Annotated in this window: 15 protein-coding genes and 1 tRNA gene; 5 read left to right on the forward strand and 11 right to left on the reverse strand. The window is 57.1% G+C overall.

Going from position 1 to position 18806, the window contains the following annotated elements; translation table 11 throughout:
- Positions 1-216: 216 nt before the first annotated feature.
- The gene (gene ribA, locus H7849_RS07205; RefSeq protein ID WP_186745289.1) at positions 217-876 is read right to left on the reverse strand and encodes a GTP cyclohydrolase II; all 660 of its coding nucleotides are present in this window, start codon (positions 874-876) and stop codon (positions 217-219) included.
- A 108-nt stretch (positions 877-984) separates the two neighbouring features.
- Between ribA and H7849_RS07210 the strand changes: the two genes are divergently transcribed.
- Positions 985-2337, forward strand: a complete 1353-nt coding sequence (locus H7849_RS07210) for a sensor histidine kinase (RefSeq protein ID WP_186745291.1) — start codon at positions 985-987, stop codon at positions 2335-2337.
- Here the strand turns inward: H7849_RS07210 and bshA are convergent.
- A complete protein-coding gene (bshA, locus tag H7849_RS07215; RefSeq protein ID WP_186747285.1) occupies positions 2277-3449 on the reverse strand; it encodes an N-acetyl-alpha-D-glucosaminyl L-malate synthase BshA in 1173 nt (390 codons plus the stop codon). The genes H7849_RS07210 and bshA overlap by 61 nt on opposite strands.
- Positions 3450-3496: 47 nt before the next feature.
- The gene (locus H7849_RS07220) at positions 3497-4381 is read right to left on the reverse strand and encodes a ChbG/HpnK family deacetylase (RefSeq protein ID WP_186745292.1); all 885 of its coding nucleotides are present in this window, start codon (positions 4379-4381) and stop codon (positions 3497-3499) included.
- A gap of 87 nt (positions 4382-4468) precedes the next feature.
- On the opposite strand from H7849_RS07220, the gene H7849_RS07225 reads away from it, so the two are divergent.
- Positions 4469-4545: transfer RNA gene (locus tag H7849_RS07225), tRNA-Val, on the forward strand.
- Between the two features lie 390 nt (positions 4546-4935).
- Complete coding sequence (locus tag H7849_RS07230; RefSeq protein ID WP_186745294.1) at positions 4936-6642, forward strand: sensor domain-containing diguanylate cyclase; 1707 nt, start codon at positions 4936-4938, stop codon at positions 6640-6642.
- Positions 6643-6671: 29 nt separating this feature from the next.
- On the opposite strand, the gene H7849_RS07235 is transcribed toward H7849_RS07230, so the two are convergent.
- Positions 6672-8498 (reverse strand): SpoIVB peptidase S55 domain-containing protein, encoded by a 1827-nt coding sequence (locus H7849_RS07235; RefSeq protein WP_186745296.1) that lies wholly within the window; start codon positions 8496-8498, stop codon positions 6672-6674.
- 136 nt (positions 8499-8634) lie between these two features.
- Here H7849_RS07235 and H7849_RS07240 point away from each other — a divergent pair, with 136 nt between their 5' ends.
- Positions 8635-9807: a VWA domain-containing protein gene (locus tag H7849_RS07240; protein ID WP_186745298.1), complete on the forward strand. Its 1173-nt coding sequence runs from the start codon at positions 8635-8637 to the stop codon at positions 9805-9807.
- 235 nt (positions 9808-10042) lie between these two features.
- Here the strand turns inward: H7849_RS07240 and H7849_RS07245 are convergent, their stop codons facing one another.
- The 6 genes from H7849_RS07245 to recO form a co-directional block, all read right to left on the reverse strand.
- Positions 10043-10351: a hypothetical protein gene (locus tag H7849_RS07245; RefSeq protein WP_186745299.1), complete on the reverse strand. Its 309-nt coding sequence runs from the start codon at positions 10349-10351 to the stop codon at positions 10043-10045.
- Positions 10352-10894: 543 nt separating this feature from the next.
- Positions 10895-11167, reverse strand: a complete 273-nt coding sequence (locus H7849_RS07250) for a hypothetical protein (RefSeq protein ID WP_186745301.1) — start codon at positions 11165-11167, stop codon at positions 10895-10897.
- Between the two features lie 229 nt (positions 11168-11396).
- A complete protein-coding gene (locus tag H7849_RS07255; protein ID WP_186745303.1) occupies positions 11397-12671 on the reverse strand; it encodes a hypothetical protein in 1275 nt (424 codons plus the stop codon).
- Positions 12672-13287: 616 nt separating this feature from the next.
- Positions 13288-15372 (reverse strand): glycine--tRNA ligase subunit beta, encoded by a 2085-nt coding sequence (gene glyS / locus H7849_RS07260; protein WP_186745304.1) that lies wholly within the window; start codon positions 15370-15372, stop codon positions 13288-13290.
- 3 nt (positions 15373-15375) lie between these two features.
- Entirely contained in the window at positions 15376-16398 is a 1023-nt protein-coding gene (locus tag H7849_RS07265) for a glycine--tRNA ligase subunit alpha (RefSeq protein ID WP_186745306.1), read from the reverse strand.
- A 157-nt stretch (positions 16399-16555) separates the two neighbouring features.
- Positions 16556-17299 carry a DNA repair protein RecO gene (gene recO / locus H7849_RS07270; protein ID WP_186745308.1) on the reverse strand — a complete coding sequence of 248 codons (744 nt, stop codon included), beginning with the start codon at positions 17297-17299 and terminating at the stop codon, positions 16556-16558.
- Positions 17300-17413: 114 nt separating this feature from the next.
- On the opposite strand from recO, the gene H7849_RS07275 reads away from it, so the two are divergent.
- Positions 17414-18448 carry an arabinan endo-1,5-alpha-L-arabinosidase gene (locus H7849_RS07275; RefSeq protein ID WP_186745310.1) on the forward strand — a complete coding sequence of 345 codons (1035 nt, stop codon included), beginning with the start codon at positions 17414-17416 and terminating at the stop codon, positions 18446-18448.
- Positions 18449-18511: 63 nt separating this feature from the next.
- Here H7849_RS07275 and H7849_RS07280 read toward each other — a convergent pair whose 3' ends face one another.
- Entirely contained in the window at positions 18512-18730 is a 219-nt protein-coding gene (locus H7849_RS07280; RefSeq protein WP_186745312.1) for a DUF2934 domain-containing protein, read from the reverse strand.
- Positions 18731-18806 lie beyond the last annotated feature (76 nt).

The raw sequence follows: 18806 nt of genomic DNA on the forward strand, positions 1-18806 counted from the left end.
GCGACCTGTCGAGGCATTCGGCACTTTGTTTTGTTCAGTTGCGTGGCTCGTATCTGTGATTCAGGCAGGGCGATGGAAGTGGTTTCATCTCCCAATCATTGGGCGTTTGGCAGAGTGGTTCTCAGAGTTGCAAGTTGTTCCTGACCCAACATCGTTCAGATTCTTCCTCCCGTTGGTCGTCAGAATGACGGCCTTCCCAATATTTAGGAAATGGACCTAGCGAGTTTTGGCTTCCAACTCTTCGTGGATGTGGCCCATCTTTTCGCGCTTCACCTGCAGGTAGCGCTCGAAGGTTTCTTCCGGCTCAACGGCGGCGGAGATGCGTTCGACGACGCGAATGCCGGCTGATTCTAGAGCTTCAACCTTTTCGGGGTTGTTTGTGATGAGGCGTACCGCATGGACGCCGAGCTGCTTCAGGATTTCAGCGGGCAACTCGAATTCGCGGCAGTCGGGTTTGTAGCCGAGTTCGAGGTTTGCCTCTACGGTGTCGAAGCCCTGGTCCTGCAATTCGTAGGCCTTGAGTTTTGCCATCAGGCCGATGCCGCGGCCCTCCTGCTGCTCGTAGAGAAGAATGCCCGCGCCTGCTTCGGTGATGGTTCTGAGAGCCAGCTCTAGCTGCAGGCGGCAATCGCAGCGCAGGGAGTGAAAGACGTCTCCGGTAAGGCACTGTGAGTGGATGCGGATGATGGGCGGCTCGGAGTGGATATCGCCCATGACGAGGGCTACGGCAGCTTCAATGCGCTTTGCGGGCGCCGGAGTGTTGCCATTGCATGGCTCGGGATGGGCTACGACGCCTTCGAATCCGAGGATGCGGAAGTGGCCCCAGCGTGTGGGGAAATCGGCATCGGCAACTTTCTTTACACTTTCAAACGGCATGGGTTTCATTATACGAACGCAGGCGGTTCCTTATTCGTAACAGCAAAAGAGTTACATAGTAATGATGAAACTGTGACCGGAAAGTTGCAGGAGGGGTAGAGTTAAAGGGTGTACGAGCAGCGGCTGATCCTGATTACGTTGCTGGTGAAGCTCGGCGTGGCCGCGGCTACGTCCAGCGCGCTGGCCCGGGCGCGTACCTTCCAGCGTTTGCTGTTTACCGAGGTGCGTAACGCGGGGCAAATGCTGGGTTTGCTGGCTTTCATTTGCATTCCGCTTACGCTTGGGGTCTGGGTGCGGGTTACGGTGCCGAATTTTCTGGCCGCCGATATTTCGTTCGAGACGACCATCCTGCTCGGCGTCCTGATGGGGCCGTTTTCGGCGATTGCCGGTGGAGCGCTCCTGTCGCTTCCGGCGATGCTGCATCACGAATATCTATCGCTTCCGTTCAACGTTGCAGTTGCGCTGATTGCGAGTCTTTACGGGACCTTTGTCGAAGAGGAAGAGATCTGGTCTTTCTCGCCTTTTGTCGACCTGAGCATTTACCGCTGGGTGCGCCGCAACCTGCGGCAGCCGCGCTTCGACCGCCAGGTTCTGCTGCTGGTGTTGATTGCAGGGCTCGAGATGTGCCGTGGCTGGCTGCACAATGTGTATCCCAGCCGGCTGTTTGCGCTGACGTCGGAGAACTGGTGGGTGCGGATTGCAATATGGGCGAGCGCGGCGATGGTGGTCGGCATTCCACTGAAGATATGGAACACGATTCGCATCGAACAGAAGCTGGAAGAGCAGAAACGGCTTTTGCTGGAAGCTCGTCTCGATGCGCTGCAGCGGCAGATCAATCCGCATTTCCTGTTCAATACGCTCAATTCGATTGCATCACTGGTGCGATTTCGGCCTGAACAGGCGCGCGAGCTGATTGTGAAGCTGGCCAACATTCTGCGGGCGCTGCTCAAGGAGCACGACTCGTACGTGCTGCTGCGCGACGAGTTGAGTTTTACCGACGACTATCTCGGCATTGAAGTGGTGCGCTTTGGAGCGGACAAGCTGAAGGTGGTGAAAGAGATAGATCCCGTGACGCTGGAGATGCCGGTTCCGAGTATGATTTTGCAGCCGTTGATCGAGAACAGCATCAAGCATGGGCTGGAGCCGCGCATCAGCGGTGGAACCATCACGATTCGCAGCCGGGTGAATGGCGGAAAGCTGATGATCGAAGTCGAAGACGATGGCGTGGGCATTGCGCCGGGACGGCCTCATTCCAGCGGAGTGCTGCATCAGGGTACTGGCATCGGCATGAGCAATGTGCGCGAGCGCCTGGAGGTGCTTTTTGGCGATGCGGCGACGTTTGATGTGACAAGTCGTCCGGGCCGTGGGACGCATATCACCATGGAGATGCCTGCGGCTGCTTACGATGACGGCGAGACGGGTTCAACTCCGCTTCCGGCACGCTCAAGCACGCGCTCGTAATACTTTTCGTAAAGAGGAATGATTTTTGAGGCGCAGAAGCGCTTCTGCGCCGTCTGCCGCGCGGCCGTGCCCAAGGCTTCGAGCTTCTCAGGATCGAGGAGCAGTTCCGCGGCCGCATCGGCCATCGCGTCCACGTCGCCGACAGGGAAGAGACAACCGTTGACGCCATCTTCGATCAACTCAGGCACGCCGCCGACTTTGGTTGCGATGGCCGGGACGCGGCAGGCCATGGCTTCGAGCGCTGCGAGGCCGAAGGATTCCAACTCGCTTGGCATGAGCATGAGATCGGCGAGCGGAAGCAGTTCGTTAACGCTCTCCTGCTTTCCGAGAAAGTGAACGCGCTCCTGAATGCCTTTCCTGTGGGCCAGCCATTCCGCTGCTGAGCGGTCGGGTCCATCGCCGATGAGAAGCAGTTGGGACGGGATCTTTTCGACGACTCGCGCAAATACTTCTACGGCATCAGTGACGCGCTTGACGGGACGGAAATTTGAAAGGTGAATCAGGATCTTCTCGTCGGGCGCGGCGTAGCGTTGGCGCTTCTCTGCGCGAAGCTCGGGCGGGAGCGGCATGTAGAAATCACAATTGACGAAGTTGGAAATGACTTCGATCTCGCGCTTGATTTTGAATTCCTTGACTGTCCGTTCGCGCAGGTAGTGCGAGATGGACGTGACTCCGTCGCTTTCTTCGATGGCGAATTGCGTGATCGGAAGGTAGGCGCGGTCGAGGCCGACCAGGGTGATGTCTGTGCCGTGCAGAGTCGTTACAAACGGCAGGTGGCGCCCTCGCGCTGCAAGCATCTGTCGCGCCAGGAGGGCGCTCACGGAATGAGGGATCGCGTAGTGCACATGCAGCAGGTCGAGGTCGTAGTATTCAGCAACCTCGGCCATGCGCGAGGCTAGAGCCAGGTCGTAGGGAGGGTATTCGAAGAGCGGGTAGTTCGAGACCGGGACTTCGTGGTAGAAGATACCCTGCTCACGTCCGGTGAGCCGGAAAGGTTGTGAATAGGTGATGAAGTGGACCTGATGCCCACAGGCAGCCAGTTCAATGCCGAGTTCGGTGGCTACGACTCCGCTGCCGCCATAGGTGGGGTAGCAGGTAATTCCAATCTTCATGCTGGCTCGCAGTCTCTGCATTTGACGTTACCGCATGATAAACGGATTCACGCAAGCTGCCCAAAGTGAATGAGTTCTGCGTTTGCGTGAGGAATGGTTTCGAGCAGGGCGGTACGCTCCACGTCGCGCGATTCGAGTAGGCGGGTGTTTGCCTGCTGCAAGGCTTCGTCGTTGTAGCCGGGATGGCAGACCAACTCCCAAGTGCCGTCGGGCATGGCTGCCAACAGATTGCGGATAGTCAGCGCGTCGAGTGTGCCGGTGGCCAGGACGCCGATCGCTCCGTCGGTGGTGAGCAGGCGGGCGCGATTGACTTCTTCGCTGAAGGCCGAACTCTGCGAGCGCAGCAAACGCACCTGCATCTTGCGGACATGGCCGGCGTTGGCGGTTGCATTCAGGCTCCAGTTCGGTTCGAAGGGATTGCGGATGGCCTTGACTCCGCAGGCGAGCGCTGCCCGCAACAATGGGCGAAGAACACCGGGGAATATGTGCGTGTGCTTGTGGGTGTCGACGTGGGTGACGTGGATTCCAGTTTGCTGCAGTTTTTTGATTTGCGCGGTGGCCTCGGCTTCAATTTCTGTGTCCTTGATGCGGCCGCGCAGCAGCTCGGCGACGAATGTGCTCAACTTTTGCCGAAAGCGGGTTTCATTTTCGGATGAGGCATCGACCAGGGATGGGATCTGGACTGGAGGCAGTGCGGGTGTTCCATCGACGAGAACAACATGGCAGCCTACGCCGAGAGTTGAGTTTTGGTTTGCCAAGGATACAGCCTCGGTAAAGTGCGAGGCTGTCGCCATGAGCGTCGCGGAAGAAAGCGCACGTGCGCAGTGCAATTCGACCACCGCCCGATTTACTCCGGCGGTTAATCCAAAGTCATCTGCGTTGACGATGAGGCGGCGCACAGCGGCCAGTGTATCAGCGCTGCATCTGCGCATTTCGGGCGCATTTGTTTCGGGTTCAGCCGTCCCTTACTGTTAGAATCAAGACTATCGGTTCTGGCCCGATAGAACCGGGCCGTTCATGGGCGGTTAGCTCAGTTGGTTAGAGCGCCTGCCTTACAAGCAGGAGGTCGCAGGTTCGAGCCCTGCACTGCCCACCATGAGATCCATAAGTCTTCAAGGCCCCTGGGATGAAACCACGCGCAAGCTCCCGAGATGGTCAGTTCCATATTGGTTCCCCAAACGTGATCGGAAACGATTTGAGTTGATGAGATCCGCCCATTTTGCGATAAAGTAGGGGTAATTGGTGGAAGGCGAAGAAATCCATCGCGGTCGCCTCGGAGACAAAGATTGTAAGCTCCGGACTACCCACCATGAGGATAAGTCGCTCGTAAGTTATTGATGTCCTTGTTGTTCTGTTTTGGATAGTTTCCCCCATGGAGCTGCCGCTCTCGTTTGTAGTGGCCTTTCGCCGCCGTTTTGCGTTTTTGCGATTTTCTTCATACCCCGGTAGAAGCCGCCGATGGTGAGGTAGAGGGACCTCCATCTCCATGCAAGACAGGCTGCTCGACATCCTGATACTCGGCCTTCTGGTGCTGCTCTTCGGAGTGATTTACCGGAAGGTGCCATCGCGGCGTCTGCGTTACTGGATCGCCGGATGGCTATTTGCTCTGGCGCATTTTGCAGTTTTGCTGCCCCGGGTCCCGGCGCTCTTCTGGCAGGAGATTCAGGTCGCGCTCGGGATGAGCGGACTTGTACTGTGCGGTATCTGCTTTGTGCTCGCGTCGTCGGCGTTTGCTCTCCGCAATAAGAGTTTGATCTGGGTGGGAGCGGTGCTCAGCATTCCGCCTCTGATCTATGTCTTCCTAGTGATCTTCGGCTACGCGGCTGTATGGCCGTTGAGCCTGTTTGCCATAGCGGGCGAGGCGATGGCTCTCTGGATTGGCTGGCGATTCAACCGGCAGCAAAGAATTGTGCTGTGGGCAAACAACCTGACGGTGGTCGGTTGTGGAGCATGGTTGTTGTGGCTGATCAGCAGGCAAGACGCGGACATCGGCATCTACGCCATCCTTACCCAGCTCTTTTTGATCAATGCGGTTCTCTACTGGAACGACTTTCGTCGTCTTTCAGCGGGCGTTATCACTGCTTCGGCGGGGTTGCTGGCGTGGGCTGCGGTCTTTCCGACGGCGTTAACGATAGCCCATTTCTTCCCTCATTTGAGTGTTCCCGGGGAACTCTGGAATGTGCCCAAATATTTCGTCGAATTCGGCATGATTCTCACTCTGCTGGAAAACCAGATATACACGGCGCATTGGCAGAGCGAGCAGTATCGGGTGCTTTTCGACAGCAATCCTCACCCGATGTTCATCTACGACACGAAGACGTTTGCCTTCCTGCGGGTGAACGACGCGGCCTTAGAGGAATACGGATACAGCCGGCCAGAGTTTCTCCACATGAGCATTGGTGATCTGCATGAAGTTGCGGCTTTAGCTGGAGTAGAGCGGTTACTTGCCGATACCCACAGCTCGATCAAGGTAACGGGACCGTGGACCCAGCGCAGAAGGGACGGCAGCGAATTTCAGGCGGAGATATCATCCCATCCCATTGAGTTTGAGGGCTGCGACGCGCGCCTGTCACTGGTGCAGGATGTGACCGATCGCGAGCGCCTGCACGAGCAACTGGTGCATCGAGCGCATCATGATTCATTGACGAATCTGCCGAACCGTTTTTTGTTCGAGCAGCGTATGCGTCACACGCTGGAGAATGCATCGCGCTACGCGCATAAGGCCGCGATTCTGTGCATTGATCTGGATCGCTTCAAGCAAATCAACGACAACCATGGGCATGCAACCGGTGATGCCTGTCTGCAGGAGATCGCGAACCGGCTAACGAACCGGCTGCGTGAATCCGATACAGTGGCCCGCACCGGCGGCGAAGAGTTTACTGTCGTGATTGGCGAATTGCTGCACGGCGGGGATGCGGAGAAGGTGGCTGCCGATCTGCTAACGGAGTTTCGGCACCCGTTCACCGTCGATGGCGTGGAGATGCAGCTCTCGGCCAGCGTTGGAGTTGCGCTCTACCCCGATCATGGAACGGAAGGCGCACAGCTCTGGCGAGCCGCTGACATTGCCATGTACAGGGCTAAGTATTCAGGCGGAAACCGTTCCCTGCTTGTCTCTCACGACGATGTCGAGTACTGCATGCCGGACAAGGCCCTGGCGCGGCATTCAAGCGGGAATGGCGACGACCGCAGATAAGTTGGATTTCAAAAGCGATGATCAGGCCTTTACTCCACCCGGAGCGTCAGTACCTGTTGTCCGCTGAGTACGTTGTCGATGGGAACGGACGCCATCGGAACGGCCGATTCGCCGTTGAGCGTGAGCTTCTGGTTCTGGCGAAGAGGCTCAAGAACGTTCGCCATGGACATCGGTACGGTTGACAGCGTGCGGCCATCGAGAACGGCCTGAGGCGATGGCTCCAGCAACGTAACGTACAGGCGATCATTCTCGTGGAGACTGTTGAGCTGCTCGATAGTTGCCGCTACATCGAGATCCTGGTTCCCGAAGCGCGTTGTCTGCGTAATGCGGTCGAGTGTGCTGCCGTCGCTTACGAGAAGGCGCACATGACCTTCGCTCAAGACCTCAGGCAGTTTGATCGGAATACGCACGTTGCGTACTTCTCCTCGCCAAGGCCGGATAGTTGCCTCAATCGTGATGGTTTCGCCGGGATGGACGATGGGTACGGTGCTCTGCGCGCTTTCAAGCTGTGCTGCGAGATGCTTGGGGATGGCTTCGACTTCGATGTCTACGCTGCGGATGGGAGTCTGACGCGCGGCGTTGTCGTATAAGCGCGAAAAGCGCTCGCCGACCATCAATGCGGCAAGAAGATTTGCCGGGGCCATGTCGCTGGGTGCTGCGAGTCCGCCAAAGTGCACTGCGGGATAGCCCGAGACATTGACGGTGCTGCGAACGCGATAGCTGGTTTCCGCAGTGAAAGTATTGCGCTGCATCAGCGCCTGGAAGACCGCAACCATGACGGCCGAGGGCGTGATTTGCGGTTGGTCAACCACTTCGATGTGCAGGGCGCGAGGCGTCTGTTCGCCCGTGATGTTCACCGTCACCGGAATCATCCTGGCCTGCTGGCCGAAGGCGCCACGAATTGCCGACTCGCGGTCTTCGGTGAAAGAGCCGACTGTCTCCGTCGTGTTGATGATCTTGAAGGCGTAAAGCGGGGACGGCAAAGTAGCCACGACCTGTGCCTTCGTCATCGGCATGGAGACGGGGCCGAATTGCGTAATCGGATGTCCGCAGGCAAGCAGCTGCTTTGGATCGACGTAGGTGACAGTGCAGGTTGCCGCAATCTCAAGATCACCGCGCATCAGCAACGCACTGACTGCCGAACCGGGAACGATTGGCTCGGGCTGCTTTTCATTGCTCGACGAGCCGCCTATGCCCGCGACGGCACTGAGGCCCAGCGCAGGCGAATGTTCTTTCCAAAGATCAAGCGCTTCCTGGCTGAATCCGTTGAAGACGAGCGGCATGTCCATGGGGCGAATTGCGCTGGTCTCGACTGTCTCTTGATTCACGGCCGGTAGTGGCGGCGTATCCTTCACGCTCGCTGTCTGGCTAAATGAAGGGGAGCTGCTGTTGGCCGCAATCAAATCGGAGCTCTGGTGCGCGACTTCAAGCATCTGGCCGATCGGAGTGATGCCTGCAATAGGCTCCTTGCTGAAGGCTCCGATGCGGTAGCTGATGGCTCCCAGCAGTTTGCCATCGATGTAAACCGGGCTGCCGCTCATGCCTGCGACGACGCCTGTGTACTCTGGCTTGGCGCCCTCAAGCCTGGCGAGGATCATGTCTTGTCCGGGACCAAGAGCGTTGTGCAGGAGGCCAAGAATCTGTACGCTCATCGGCTCGGGATTCACGCCTTCAAAGACCGTGTAGGCAACTCCATGCAGTCCGCGATGCACCTGATCCAAAGGATAGAAGCCGGCAGTGGAAGGCGGCGGGACGGCCGGTAAAGACGCAGTTTGCGCCGCAAACGCCGAAGCGCCAAAGAAAATCAGCAGGACGATGTCTTTTGGGCGAATACCCACGTCTACAGAGTAGAGCATTTTTGGGTTTGTGGTGACGAAAACCTTTGTTGCTCACGGTGCTTGCAGGAGGATGCCTCAAAGTTTGACAATGGGTTCACGCATGAGAGTTCCGGTTACTGGTCCCCGACTTCGTCAGATCTTTGCTTCAGTTCTTATGATTGCTCTGGTGTTCTGCCAGGGCGCTGCTCCTGCGCAGCAATCTTCGCAACAGACCCCACAGCAAACTCAGCAGCAACAAACTCAGCCGAATCAGCAAGGCCAACAGCAGCCGGACCAGGCGTCGCCTGATGCAGGCGGTCCCGGCGGCGACAATGGTGCGATTGCGATTCCCAAGAAGAAGGAATCAGAAACAGCGCCTCCGCCTCCGCCGCCAGAGCCCAAGGTGAAAAATCCGCCGGGACTGCAAAACTTCTCGCTGCGCGTCGATGTTCCGGTAGTGAACGTAGATGTGGGAGTCATTCTTGAGAAGACACATCAGTTCGTGCCGAACCTGCAAAAGGACAATTTCCGAGTTTACGAAGACGGCGTGACTCAGGACATTACTAGCTTTCAGCGCATTCAAGCGCCAATTACGGCCGTTCTACTGGTTGAGTTTGCGGCTAACAGTTACGCGTTCATCTATGACATGAGGAACGCTGCATACACCTTTGCTCAACAGTTAAAGGCGGATGACTATATCGCTGTCGTGACCTACGACATGCATACGCAGATTCTTACAGACTTTACGCAGGACAAGCGCCTCATTTATGAGTCGTTGAATTCGCTTACGATTCCCACCTGGCACGAGACGAATCTTTTCGATGCGCTTTATACCACTCTGGACCGGCTGACTCGCGTCGAGGGACGCAAATACGTTGTCCTCATTTCGTCGGGTCGCGACACTTTCAGCAAGATCAATCTTGATAAGGTCCTCCAGAAGATCAAGGCTACGCCGAACGTTACGATCTTCTCGATTGGCACGGGGCAGACGGCGCGCATCATGGCCGACGGCGCCGGCATGATGGGGCCGATCCGCAATCTGGACTATCTCCAGGCGGACAACCAGATGACGACCTTCGCCCGGATGACGGGTGGCCAGGCGTTTTTCCCTCGCTTTGTCGGCGAGATGCCGGACATTTTTCACCAGATCAATGACACCATCCGCAACCAATATGTGCTGAGCTACCACCCAACAAATGTGAAGCAGGATGGCACTTATCGCAAGCTGCGCGTCGAGCTGGTCGACAATGAAGGTCATCCATTGCGGATGCAGGATGAGAAGCACAAGCCTTTGAAGTACGACATCATTGCTCGCGACGGGTACCGGGCGAAGCAGGAAGTAGAATAGTTCTGGTCTGAAAACACGACTCAGGGATGGATCTTCTCGCCTCGTTCGAGCATGCCAGTCACCCGCCCTCAAGGCCGAGGACTTCTGCTACTTCCACCACAAGACTCGCCGCCGCCCATCACCTGCGAACCAACCCTACGAGCCCTACACCGAACCCAAAGAAACCACCCTCAACCTGTCGCCACTCGAAGACGCCGACGCCATCCAACTGGCCATCTCCGACGTCGTCCTGGCATTAGCCGCCAACCGCATCGACACGCGTCGCGCCCGCATCATCATCTACGGCCTGCAGGTAGCCTCGCAGAACAACCGTCACCGCGCCGCCATGGCCGTGCAGGAAGCAGCAGCCATTGAGCAGACCGTCCGCGAAGCCCACGAACACGCAGACGGCACCCTCATCGGCCCGGAAAAGCAGAGCCCCGAACCGGAAGAAGCCGCCGCCAGAAAACGCCCGCCCAGCCTCGGCGAAATCCTGCTCCGTCAAGCCGAAGAACTGAGCGCCCGAAAAGCAGAAGAGGCCAGGCTGAATGCGGAGGGAGAACAAGCCCTGCAACAAGAATCTGGAACTGAATCAGCCAACAGCAACCAACCAGATGCGGGAAACTCCGACGCGCAATCTGCGCAAAGAGGAATAGAAGTCCATGCCGTCGCCGAAATGCCTTCGGCAATAGAATCACGCGGAGCGACCTCAACATGCTTGCTGTCAGCGGCGGTAACGAGCGAAGCGGGCACGAATGGAGAATTCTTCAGGTCTTGGCAAGACTTACAGTGGATTTACCGCCACTTGCATGACTGCGGTCCAGTCAGCTTCCGATCAACTTCAATGACTTTTCGTGGCGCGTCCACGCCAATCTCTAAATCAAGTAGTTGATCAGGCTGCACCATGCCGTGCCGAGGTGTGCCACAAATAGGACACGCTTCCGCCTTCAAAGTAATCTCTGCTCCACAGCACGCACAAAAAGCCGCCACGTTGTTCAATCTCCATACTGGGTTGATGTCTTTTAGATGAATTCGCAAGCGCGAAGATTCGCGATAGACGTGATACCGAAGAACTTATCTCTTCTATATCCACGCCTCTTTGTAAGACTCATGCGGCGCGGTCCGCCCTGACTGTGGCTTCGATCTCCTGGCTCAGTCTTTGGTTGATGCGCGCCCTGTCGATCCAGAACGGTGCATGGACGCATTCCACTTCCAGCAGTTCCGCGTCTGGATCATATTTCCACTGAATCCTGGCCCCATCTTTCACCGCTTCTCCCGCCGGGCAATCAACGGAAATGCCATTCGCCGTCGCCTTCTTTCGCAACCGCGCAAAAATTGCGCGCGTAATTCCCCGAAATGTCAGCCTGGTACCGGACCACATCCAACTTCTCCTCTCGCACTTCTGAGTTCAAGGGGTGGCTCTCCGAAAATGAGAATGGGATCTTTATTATTAGGGCTGTCGATCCCCTGCAAGATAGACGGTGCAAGGCCGCCAATTGTTCGTTTAGGTCTATGCTCGTGCCCTGGAACCAGAGACAGTTTGAGTATCCACCGAAATCCTCCTCGGGACGATTGCCTTCCACAACCCTGCCTGTGCGGCCCACCGTTTTCTATTGGCAGCCGGGCTTCAACAGCTGCGGGGACAGGGCGTTCACCACGTTCGTGTTCGGATAGCTGTACGCATGATCGATTGCCGGCGAAGGCGATTGGAAAGCGAACCAGGGCAGCAACATGATGTTCTGCGTCTGGTAATCGAAGCCGTTCAGGGTAATCGGGTAGAGTGAATCGGGCAGGTTCTCGATCGCATCGCCACCTTCGAGAAGGTCCTGGCATTGGCCGTTTGGCGCCAGCCACCAGGGAGTAACGCCGTGAACGCCGTCGAAGGCCAGAAACGGATCGTTAAAGGTTTCCGCCATTTCGTGGCTCAGTATGACGACGTCTGACAATACGCCTCCCAAAAAAGCGACGGGGGTGATCCAGCTCGAATAATTCATCACGTAGAACCGGGGGCGGTTGCCGTTGGCCGGTATGCCCGGCTCAAAATCGAACATATGGAAACCGAGGGTGCAGCAATCGGAGCCGGTGTACAGGTAAGCGCTGGGAAACAAAAACGTCGAAACGTCTGCCGTGGTAATGTCTCCAGCCAGTTCCGCCGCACCCATTACGGTGGAATTGTCAACGGGGAAGGTTGGCGGGAACAACAGGTCAATGAACGTGTTGGAGTCGATCAAGACAGCCGCGCAGCACGAGCCATCCGGGTTCAGCGCGAACTGATAGGTCCCCTCAATCAAGGTCATCACGCGGGGCGTTTTCACGCTTGGCACCAGCAGCGTGTGCCAATCGTCTTCGGGTCCCTTGAAGAATTCAGCACGTTGAATGGCATCGGCGAATTGCGTCGGCCTTTCGCTGCTCGTGTAGCGCGAATACGAAAAGACAGGCGAATTTAGCACTCGTTGGACGTATTGCGTCGCGTCGGAGTAAAGGCGCTGCCCATTCACGTAGCGCGGCGACCCGTCAAAGTTTCGCAGGTCAAGCGATACCGGAATGATCGGAGCGTTCAGGATCGTTGGACCATGGCCATCCGGCGACCGGCCGACCATGGCGTAGTACCACGTTTCGTTGAAATTGCCGAAGGGATCGTAACCCGGCGCGGTGAAGGACCCGGTGAAGTTTACTAATGTATCGATCCCCGGAATCGCACTTGCATTGACGCTCGCCAAGCGAGAGACTTTTGGCTTAACCGGCCCTGCCCAGACGCGCGGGCGAGCATTCGCTAACACCGATATCGGTATCTCGTCCGGTTCTTGCGCCGAAATATTCTGGACGACGCCGTACGACAAGATAGAAAGGCAAACCGCCGCAGAAAGCCTTTGTGTAAGTCTCATGTTCGTGCACTCCTCTCCTTTGGTAATTAGCCGAGGGTGAGACTCTTTATCATATAGAAGCACGATTTGTCAACATAAATACCTTGTTTTCCGGGTTGTCTGAATTCAGGGTATGTTGCTCATTGCGCGAGGCTTGCAATTCAAGGACGGAGTTACTACTGATAAATGCGCGCGCTTGCGTTCAGTAATGTCCGTGTAGCCGGTGCAAATCCGAGCTTGTCATGTGGTGGGGATCTTACGAAGCCGGATTTCCAACCGCGATTTTGTGAGTTGGGTAGAACCCTGGCCCAACGAGCGAACTTTGAGCGTTGCGCTAGAGAACCACATCCCGTAAACCAGCACAGAAAAAACAGAAAGAGGTGCAAAGCACCTCAAGGTAGAAGCAGAGGGCAATCGGGGTCCCCGAGACGCGCGGTGTTCGCATCTTGGGGTGATCTTCAGCCCTCTGAATAAGATCGCCGTCGAGAAACGGCGTACCTTGCTGCCGCAGGCCGGGTCCCCAACACGCGCGAATTTCGCGTGTTGGGTGGAAGACCCATCCGCTCAAGGTCGAACGCAGCGGATCACTCCCGACGGCGCAAAGCGCGCTCCTTACTAGCCCCGGAGAACCACCCAGCTAACCCGTAACCATCTCCGAGAAATCGGCAATCGAAGAAAACCCAACCAGCACCTTGGCAATCAATGCCAGACGGTTCTGCCGCACCGCCGGATCATCGACCATCACCATGACCTTATCGAAGAACAAATCCACATGCGGACGCAGCGTAGCAATCTGCTCCAGCGCCTCACGATACTTATGCTCCGAACGCAAATTCTCCACCACCGGAGCCAGCCGATCCGAATGCTCAAAGAGCCCGCGCTCGGCAGCATCGGCCAGCGACGAACTGCTAACAGCGCCATCTGAAGCAAGGCCCTTTTCCGAAGCCTGCCGCACAATGTTCTTCATCCGCTTGAACGCCGCCGAAATCGCGGCAAAATCCTCCGACCCGCGAACCGCAGTGAGTGCCTCGGCCCGCGCAATCGCATCGCGGACATCATTGAAACTCGCAGCCAGAACCGCATTCACCACGTCATAGTTGAAGCCGCGCACATCGCGCAGATAAAACTCAACCCGCTCGCGGAAGAACGCCGCAAGGGAGTCATGGATCGTAATTCCTGCTTCACCGGCAGCATTTCTCAAATGAGAGAACGTTAGTGATAATTCAGACTCAGCCAGAATTTTCACCACACCATTCGCGGCGCGGCGCAAAGCAAACGGGTCCTTCGATCCAGTCGGCTCAAGTCCAATTGCAAACATGGCCGCAATGGATTGAAAGCGATCGGCAATACCAAGTAGTTGCCCCTCAGGCGTCGGAGGAATCGCATCTTCTGTTGAAGCGGGCGTGTACTGCGAATAGATGGCCTGCGCAACCGCTTCGCCAAGACCCTGAGCTCGAGCATAAAGGCCACCGACGATTCCCTGAAGCTCGGTGAATTCCTTGACGAGTTCAGTAGTGAGATCAGTCTTGGCAAGTCGAGCAGCAGTCCGTAAGGCTTCGAAATCGAGCTTTTGTTGTCCAACCTCAATGCCCAGCTTTTGCGCGATTCGGTAAGTCGCCACCATCTTCTCGTAATAGCTGCCGAGGTCTTTTTGGAAAGTCACGGACTTGAGCATTTCGACGCGATCTTCGAGCGGAATCTTCTGGTCAAAGTGCCAGAAGAACCGAGCATCGCTAAAGCGAGAGCGCAACACGCGCTCGTTGCCGTGCCGAATCACAGCAATTCCCTGCTCGTTCGCCTCAGTATTCAGCACCGCCAGGAAATGCGGAGCCAGCTTGCCATTCGCATCCTCAACGGCAAAGTACTTCTGGTGATCGCGCATCACCGTCACCAGTACTTCTTCCGGCAGCGAAAGATACTCCGCCTCGAAGTTGCCCAACAGCGCGGAAGGCCACTCCGTCAGATGCGTCACGGTATCGACCAGCGCCTCGTCCTCCCGCCACCGCGCGCCGGCAACCGTACGTGTCACGGCATCGAGAGCCTTGCGAATCCGCTGCCGCCTCGCCTCAACACCGACCAGCACCTTCGCCGATTCCAGCGCTGCAACGTAGTCGGCAGGCTTGTTGATCGTCACCGCATGATCGCCGTGCAGAATGCGATGCCCATAGCTCAGATTGCCCGCATGCACGCCGGCAAACTCCACAGGAACGATCGCATGATTGAGAATCGCCAGCAGCCACTTCACCGGACGCACAAACCGCTCCGGCTTGCCTGCGCGCCAGTACATGTTCTTCGGCCAATAGAGCGAAGCCAACTCCTTCGGGAGCTGCTCGGTCAGTACCTCAGCAGTCGACCGTCCCTTGCGCAGCACCGCAGCCGAAACATACTCGCCCTTCGCAGTCGTAACCTTCTGCAGCGCGCCAACCTCAACGCCAGCCTTCTTTGCAAACGCCAGCGCCGCCGGAGTCGCCGCACCATTCTTAAACGCGACCGCCCAAGAAGGCCCGGTCAGCTGCTCCTTAGCATCCGCCTGCTCGGCCAGAACGCCGCTCACCAGCACGGCCAGACGCCGAGGCGTCGAATAGCTGGCCACAACCGAACTACTCAGCAACCTCTCACGCGCGAGCAGCTCTTCCACGCGCCGCGCAAGCTCGGCCTGCGCCGCGGCAACCATGCGCGCGGGAATCTCTTCAAGTCCTACTTCAAGGAGAAAATCTGGCATCGTCTAATTCTGGCTTTCTTTGGCTTCCTGCTGCGCCGCGTAGGCTTTGGCCACTCCAACCGCAAGATTGCGGATACGTGCAATCACCCCCACGCGCTCCGTCACCGAAATCGCGCCGCGCGCATCAAGCAGGTTAAACAGGTGCGAGCACTTCAGGCACAGATCGTAAGCACTCAGCACCGGAAAGCGCCTTACTTCTACCACGACATCCCGCTCTGGTTCCGCCGGACCATTGTCGTGCAGAATCCGGTCGTGCGCTTTCTTGCCCGCTTCGAGCTTCCGCAGGTCGTTGAAACTCGCAAGCAGCGTCTGGCACTCAGCCTCGTACATCCGCAGATGCTCCCACAGCTTCTCAACCTCGGCCGCCTCAAAGTTGTAGACCGAGAACTGCAGCTCCTCCTCGAATCGCACTTCGCCGTACGTCACCGCGCGGCCAGAAATTGGGTCGCGCGCCCACACAATGTCGTAGATCGACTCCACATCCTGCAGAAAGGCCGCAATGCGCTCCAGCCCATACGTAATCTCGCCCGAGATCGGATCGAGATCGATGCCGCCGCACTGCTGAAAGTACGTGAATTGCGTAATCTCGAGCCCGTCCAGCATCACCTGCCAGCCAATGCCCCACGCGCCCAGCGTCGGCGACTCCCAGTTGTCTTCCTCGAACTTGATATCGTGCTCACGCAGATCGATCCCGATCGCAGCCAGCGACTCAAGGTACACGTCCTGAATATCCGCCGGCGGCGGCTTCAGAATCACCTGAAATTGCGTGTGCTTGTACAGCCGGTTGGGATTCTCCCCATACCGCCCATCCGCAGGCCGCCGCGACGGCTGCGCGTAAGCAATGTTGATCGGCTTCGTCCCCAGCACCCGCAAAAACGTGTCCGGAGACATCGTGCCAGCGCCCACTTCCACGTCATAAGGCTGCTGCAAAACGCACCCACGCTCCGCCCAGAAGCTCTGCAGGCGAAACAGCAATTGCTGAAAAGTAAGGGGTTCTTTCTTAGTCAGAACGGAGGCAGATGCCACGCACAAATCTCTCTAATCTCTGAATGAGTCGCTGATGCGATTCTAAACGATTCACATCTACATGAATTGTCATCCTGACCCCGACTCTGAGTGCAACGAAGAGGAAGGGGAAGGATCTGCTTTTCCTCCTCAGTCAGCACCTACTCTCCACAGGCGATCATCCACCAAGCTTCGCCAACGCAACCGCCGTTGTCAGCCTCCGCTCCAGATGCCGCTCCAAACCCTGTATTGCGAACCGCCGAAGATCAGCCGCACGGCTACGCGGCCAATCTTCGTTCGCAAACACTGTAATCGGCTGCCGAAAGATGCGCAGCGCCATCGCCAGAGACTCAACGGAAAGCGTAGAACTCGCCAGCCTCTTATGATCAACACACACCAACCCGTCCGCATGCGCGTGCCAATACGCAGGCCGCCCGACAAACGCCTCGCCACAGACCGTGCAATGCAGAACATCGGGCATCCACCCCATCAGCCGCGTGATCCAAAGCGCAAAGTAAGTCACCGGCATCCAGATACCGCCCGTTCTCGTGTGATCGAGAACCGCCAGCACCAACCGAAAGACGGCATCCTGCGGATCACGATCCGGCAAAATCTCCTCCAGCACCTCGGAATAGAACGCCAACGCCGCCGCCCGCGTGTAATCCACCGAATCAGAAAGCGGAGATGTAACAATCTCAAACGAATCCAGCCGAACCAGCTCCTGCCGAGGCTTCTCCGCATAATTGGCCAGAACGTGCGTCATCGGCTCCAGCGCTCCGCCAAAACGCCGCCGGCTCTTGCTGGCAGCCTTGGCAACGCCCTTGATCTTCCCCTGATCACGCGTCAGCAGTGACACGATCAGGTCGGCCTCATGAATAGGCCAGGTGCGGAGCACAACGGCTTCAGCCTGATGGACAGTCACTCAATGCAGCATAGAACACGAGCAGCTCACTCACTTTGACCGCTAAACCAACGGTGTCACCGTGTGCTACTCTTCTCCACTAGAAAACGGTTACCCAACGGAAGCCACAACAATATGAACCAAGCTATAAAGGTCCTCCTGGTTGCCCTGCTCTCACTACCTCTCTTGTGTACAGCGCAGCAACCACAGGCCCTCACCCTGACAGGCGACTACGAAGGAACGCACGATCCCTCCATCATGAAGGAAGGCAAAACTTGGTACGTCTTCGCCACCGGCAAAACACCCGACGGCGGTCAGTTCCAGATCCGTTGCTCCGAAAACCTGACGGACTGGAAGCTCTGCGGTCACGTCTTCGACCAGATCCCCGACTGGATCCACAAGGACAGCCCCGGCACCGTCGACCTCTGGGCGCCGGACATCTCGTACGAAAATGGCGAATACCGCATCTACTACGCCTATTCCCTCTTCGGAAAGAACACCTCTGGCATCGCGCTGGCAACAAACAAAACACTCGACCGCTTTAGCCCAGACTACAAATGGGTCGACCACGGCCTTGTCCTGCGTTCGGTAGAAAGCGACGACTTCAACGCCATCGACCCCAACTTTGTTCTAGATGCTCAAGGCCACGCGTGGCTCGCCTTCGGCAGCTTCTGGAGCGGCATCAAGATGCGCTGCCTCGACGAGAAAACCGGACTGCTCTCCAAAGAAGACACGCACCTGTACTCACTTGCCTCCCGCAGTAAACCTGCCGACGCAGCACCCGCAAAACCGGGTCTGCCCCCGGACTGGGAGGCAGTCGAAGCTCCCTTCATCGTCCGCCACGGCGACTACTACTATCTCTTCGTTTCCTGGGATCTCTGCTGTCGCGGCACGAAAAGCACCTATCGAACTATGGTTGGGCGCGCAAAGAAAATCACCGGGCCGTACTTGGACAAGCAAAGCAAATCGATGGCAGAAGGAGCCGGCTCAGAATTGCTTAGCGGCAATACCCGCTGGCTTGGCCCAGGCGGCGAGTCGGTCTGGATGCAACCAGACGATCACGACCTGCTGGTTTTTCACGCCTATGATGCCAAAGCCGGAAAACCGGCGCTGCAGATTTCTACCATCGTCTGGCGTGACGGCTGGCCACGGGCGGCTTTACAGCAATAGAAACGGCGCTCGGATTACGGCGCCGCTTTCAAAACAGTTAGAAGATTAAGTTAAAGTATAGCTTTAGGAAGCCATCTGGTTCAGCTCGCGCTCGGCGCGTAGCCAGTCGTGTTCAGCCTGTCCATCGGTATATCCGCGCTCAGCCCAGAATTTCTGCGCGAGAGCGGCAATCTGATCGTGACTTGGGTGAATAACAATTGGCTCTGCCGCCTCAACGGTCGTCTTCTTCTTAGCAGGAGCCTTACGGGGTTTCGTCGTCTTTTCGGCTTTGGGGGTTGCCATTCCTAATGATCCTCCACGGAGATGTTCTCTAGTTCCCAGAGATATTCTCTATTTTATGATGCCGCAGCCGTGAGCG

The organism is Alloacidobacterium dinghuense (assembly GCF_014274465.1).
GTDB lineage: Bacteria > Acidobacteriota > Terriglobia > Terriglobales > Acidobacteriaceae > Alloacidobacterium > Alloacidobacterium dinghuense.

Bases quoted from the DNA above. Each gene is read 5' to 3' on its own strand.
- glyS (WP_186745304.1), bottom strand. From the start codon at position 15,372: ATGCCAGATTTTCTCCTTGAAGTAGGACTTGAAGAGATTCCCGCGCGC.
- H7849_RS07280 (WP_186745312.1), bottom strand. From the start codon at position 18,730: ATGGCAACCCCCAAAGCCGAAAAGACGACGAAACCCCGTAAGGCTCCT.
- bshA (WP_186747285.1), bottom strand. From the start codon at position 3,449: ATGAAGATTGGAATTACCTGCTACCCCACCTATGGCGGCAGCGGAGTC.
- H7849_RS07275 (WP_186745310.1), top strand. From the start codon at position 17,414: ATGAACCAAGCTATAAAGGTCCTCCTGGTTGCCCTGCTCTCACTACCT.
- H7849_RS07250 (WP_186745301.1), bottom strand. From the start codon at position 11,167: ATGTGGTCCGGTACCAGGCTGACATTTCGGGGAATTACGCGCGCAATT.
- H7849_RS07240 (WP_186745298.1), top strand. From the start codon at position 8,635: ATGATTGCTCTGGTGTTCTGCCAGGGCGCTGCTCCTGCGCAGCAATCT.
- H7849_RS07235 (WP_186745296.1), bottom strand. From the start codon at position 8,498: ATGCTCTACTCTGTAGACGTGGGTATTCGCCCAAAAGACATCGTCCTG.
- H7849_RS07220 (WP_186745292.1), bottom strand. From the start codon at position 4,381: ATGCGCAGATGCAGCGCTGATACACTGGCCGCTGTGCGCCGCCTCATC.
- H7849_RS07255 (WP_186745303.1), bottom strand. From the start codon at position 12,671: ATGAGACTTACACAAAGGCTTTCTGCGGCGGTTTGCCTTTCTATCTTG.
- H7849_RS07230 (WP_186745294.1), top strand. From the start codon at position 4,936: ATGCAAGACAGGCTGCTCGACATCCTGATACTCGGCCTTCTGGTGCTG.
- ribA (WP_186745289.1), bottom strand. From the start codon at position 876: ATGCCGTTTGAAAGTGTAAAGAAAGTTGCCGATGCCGATTTCCCCACA.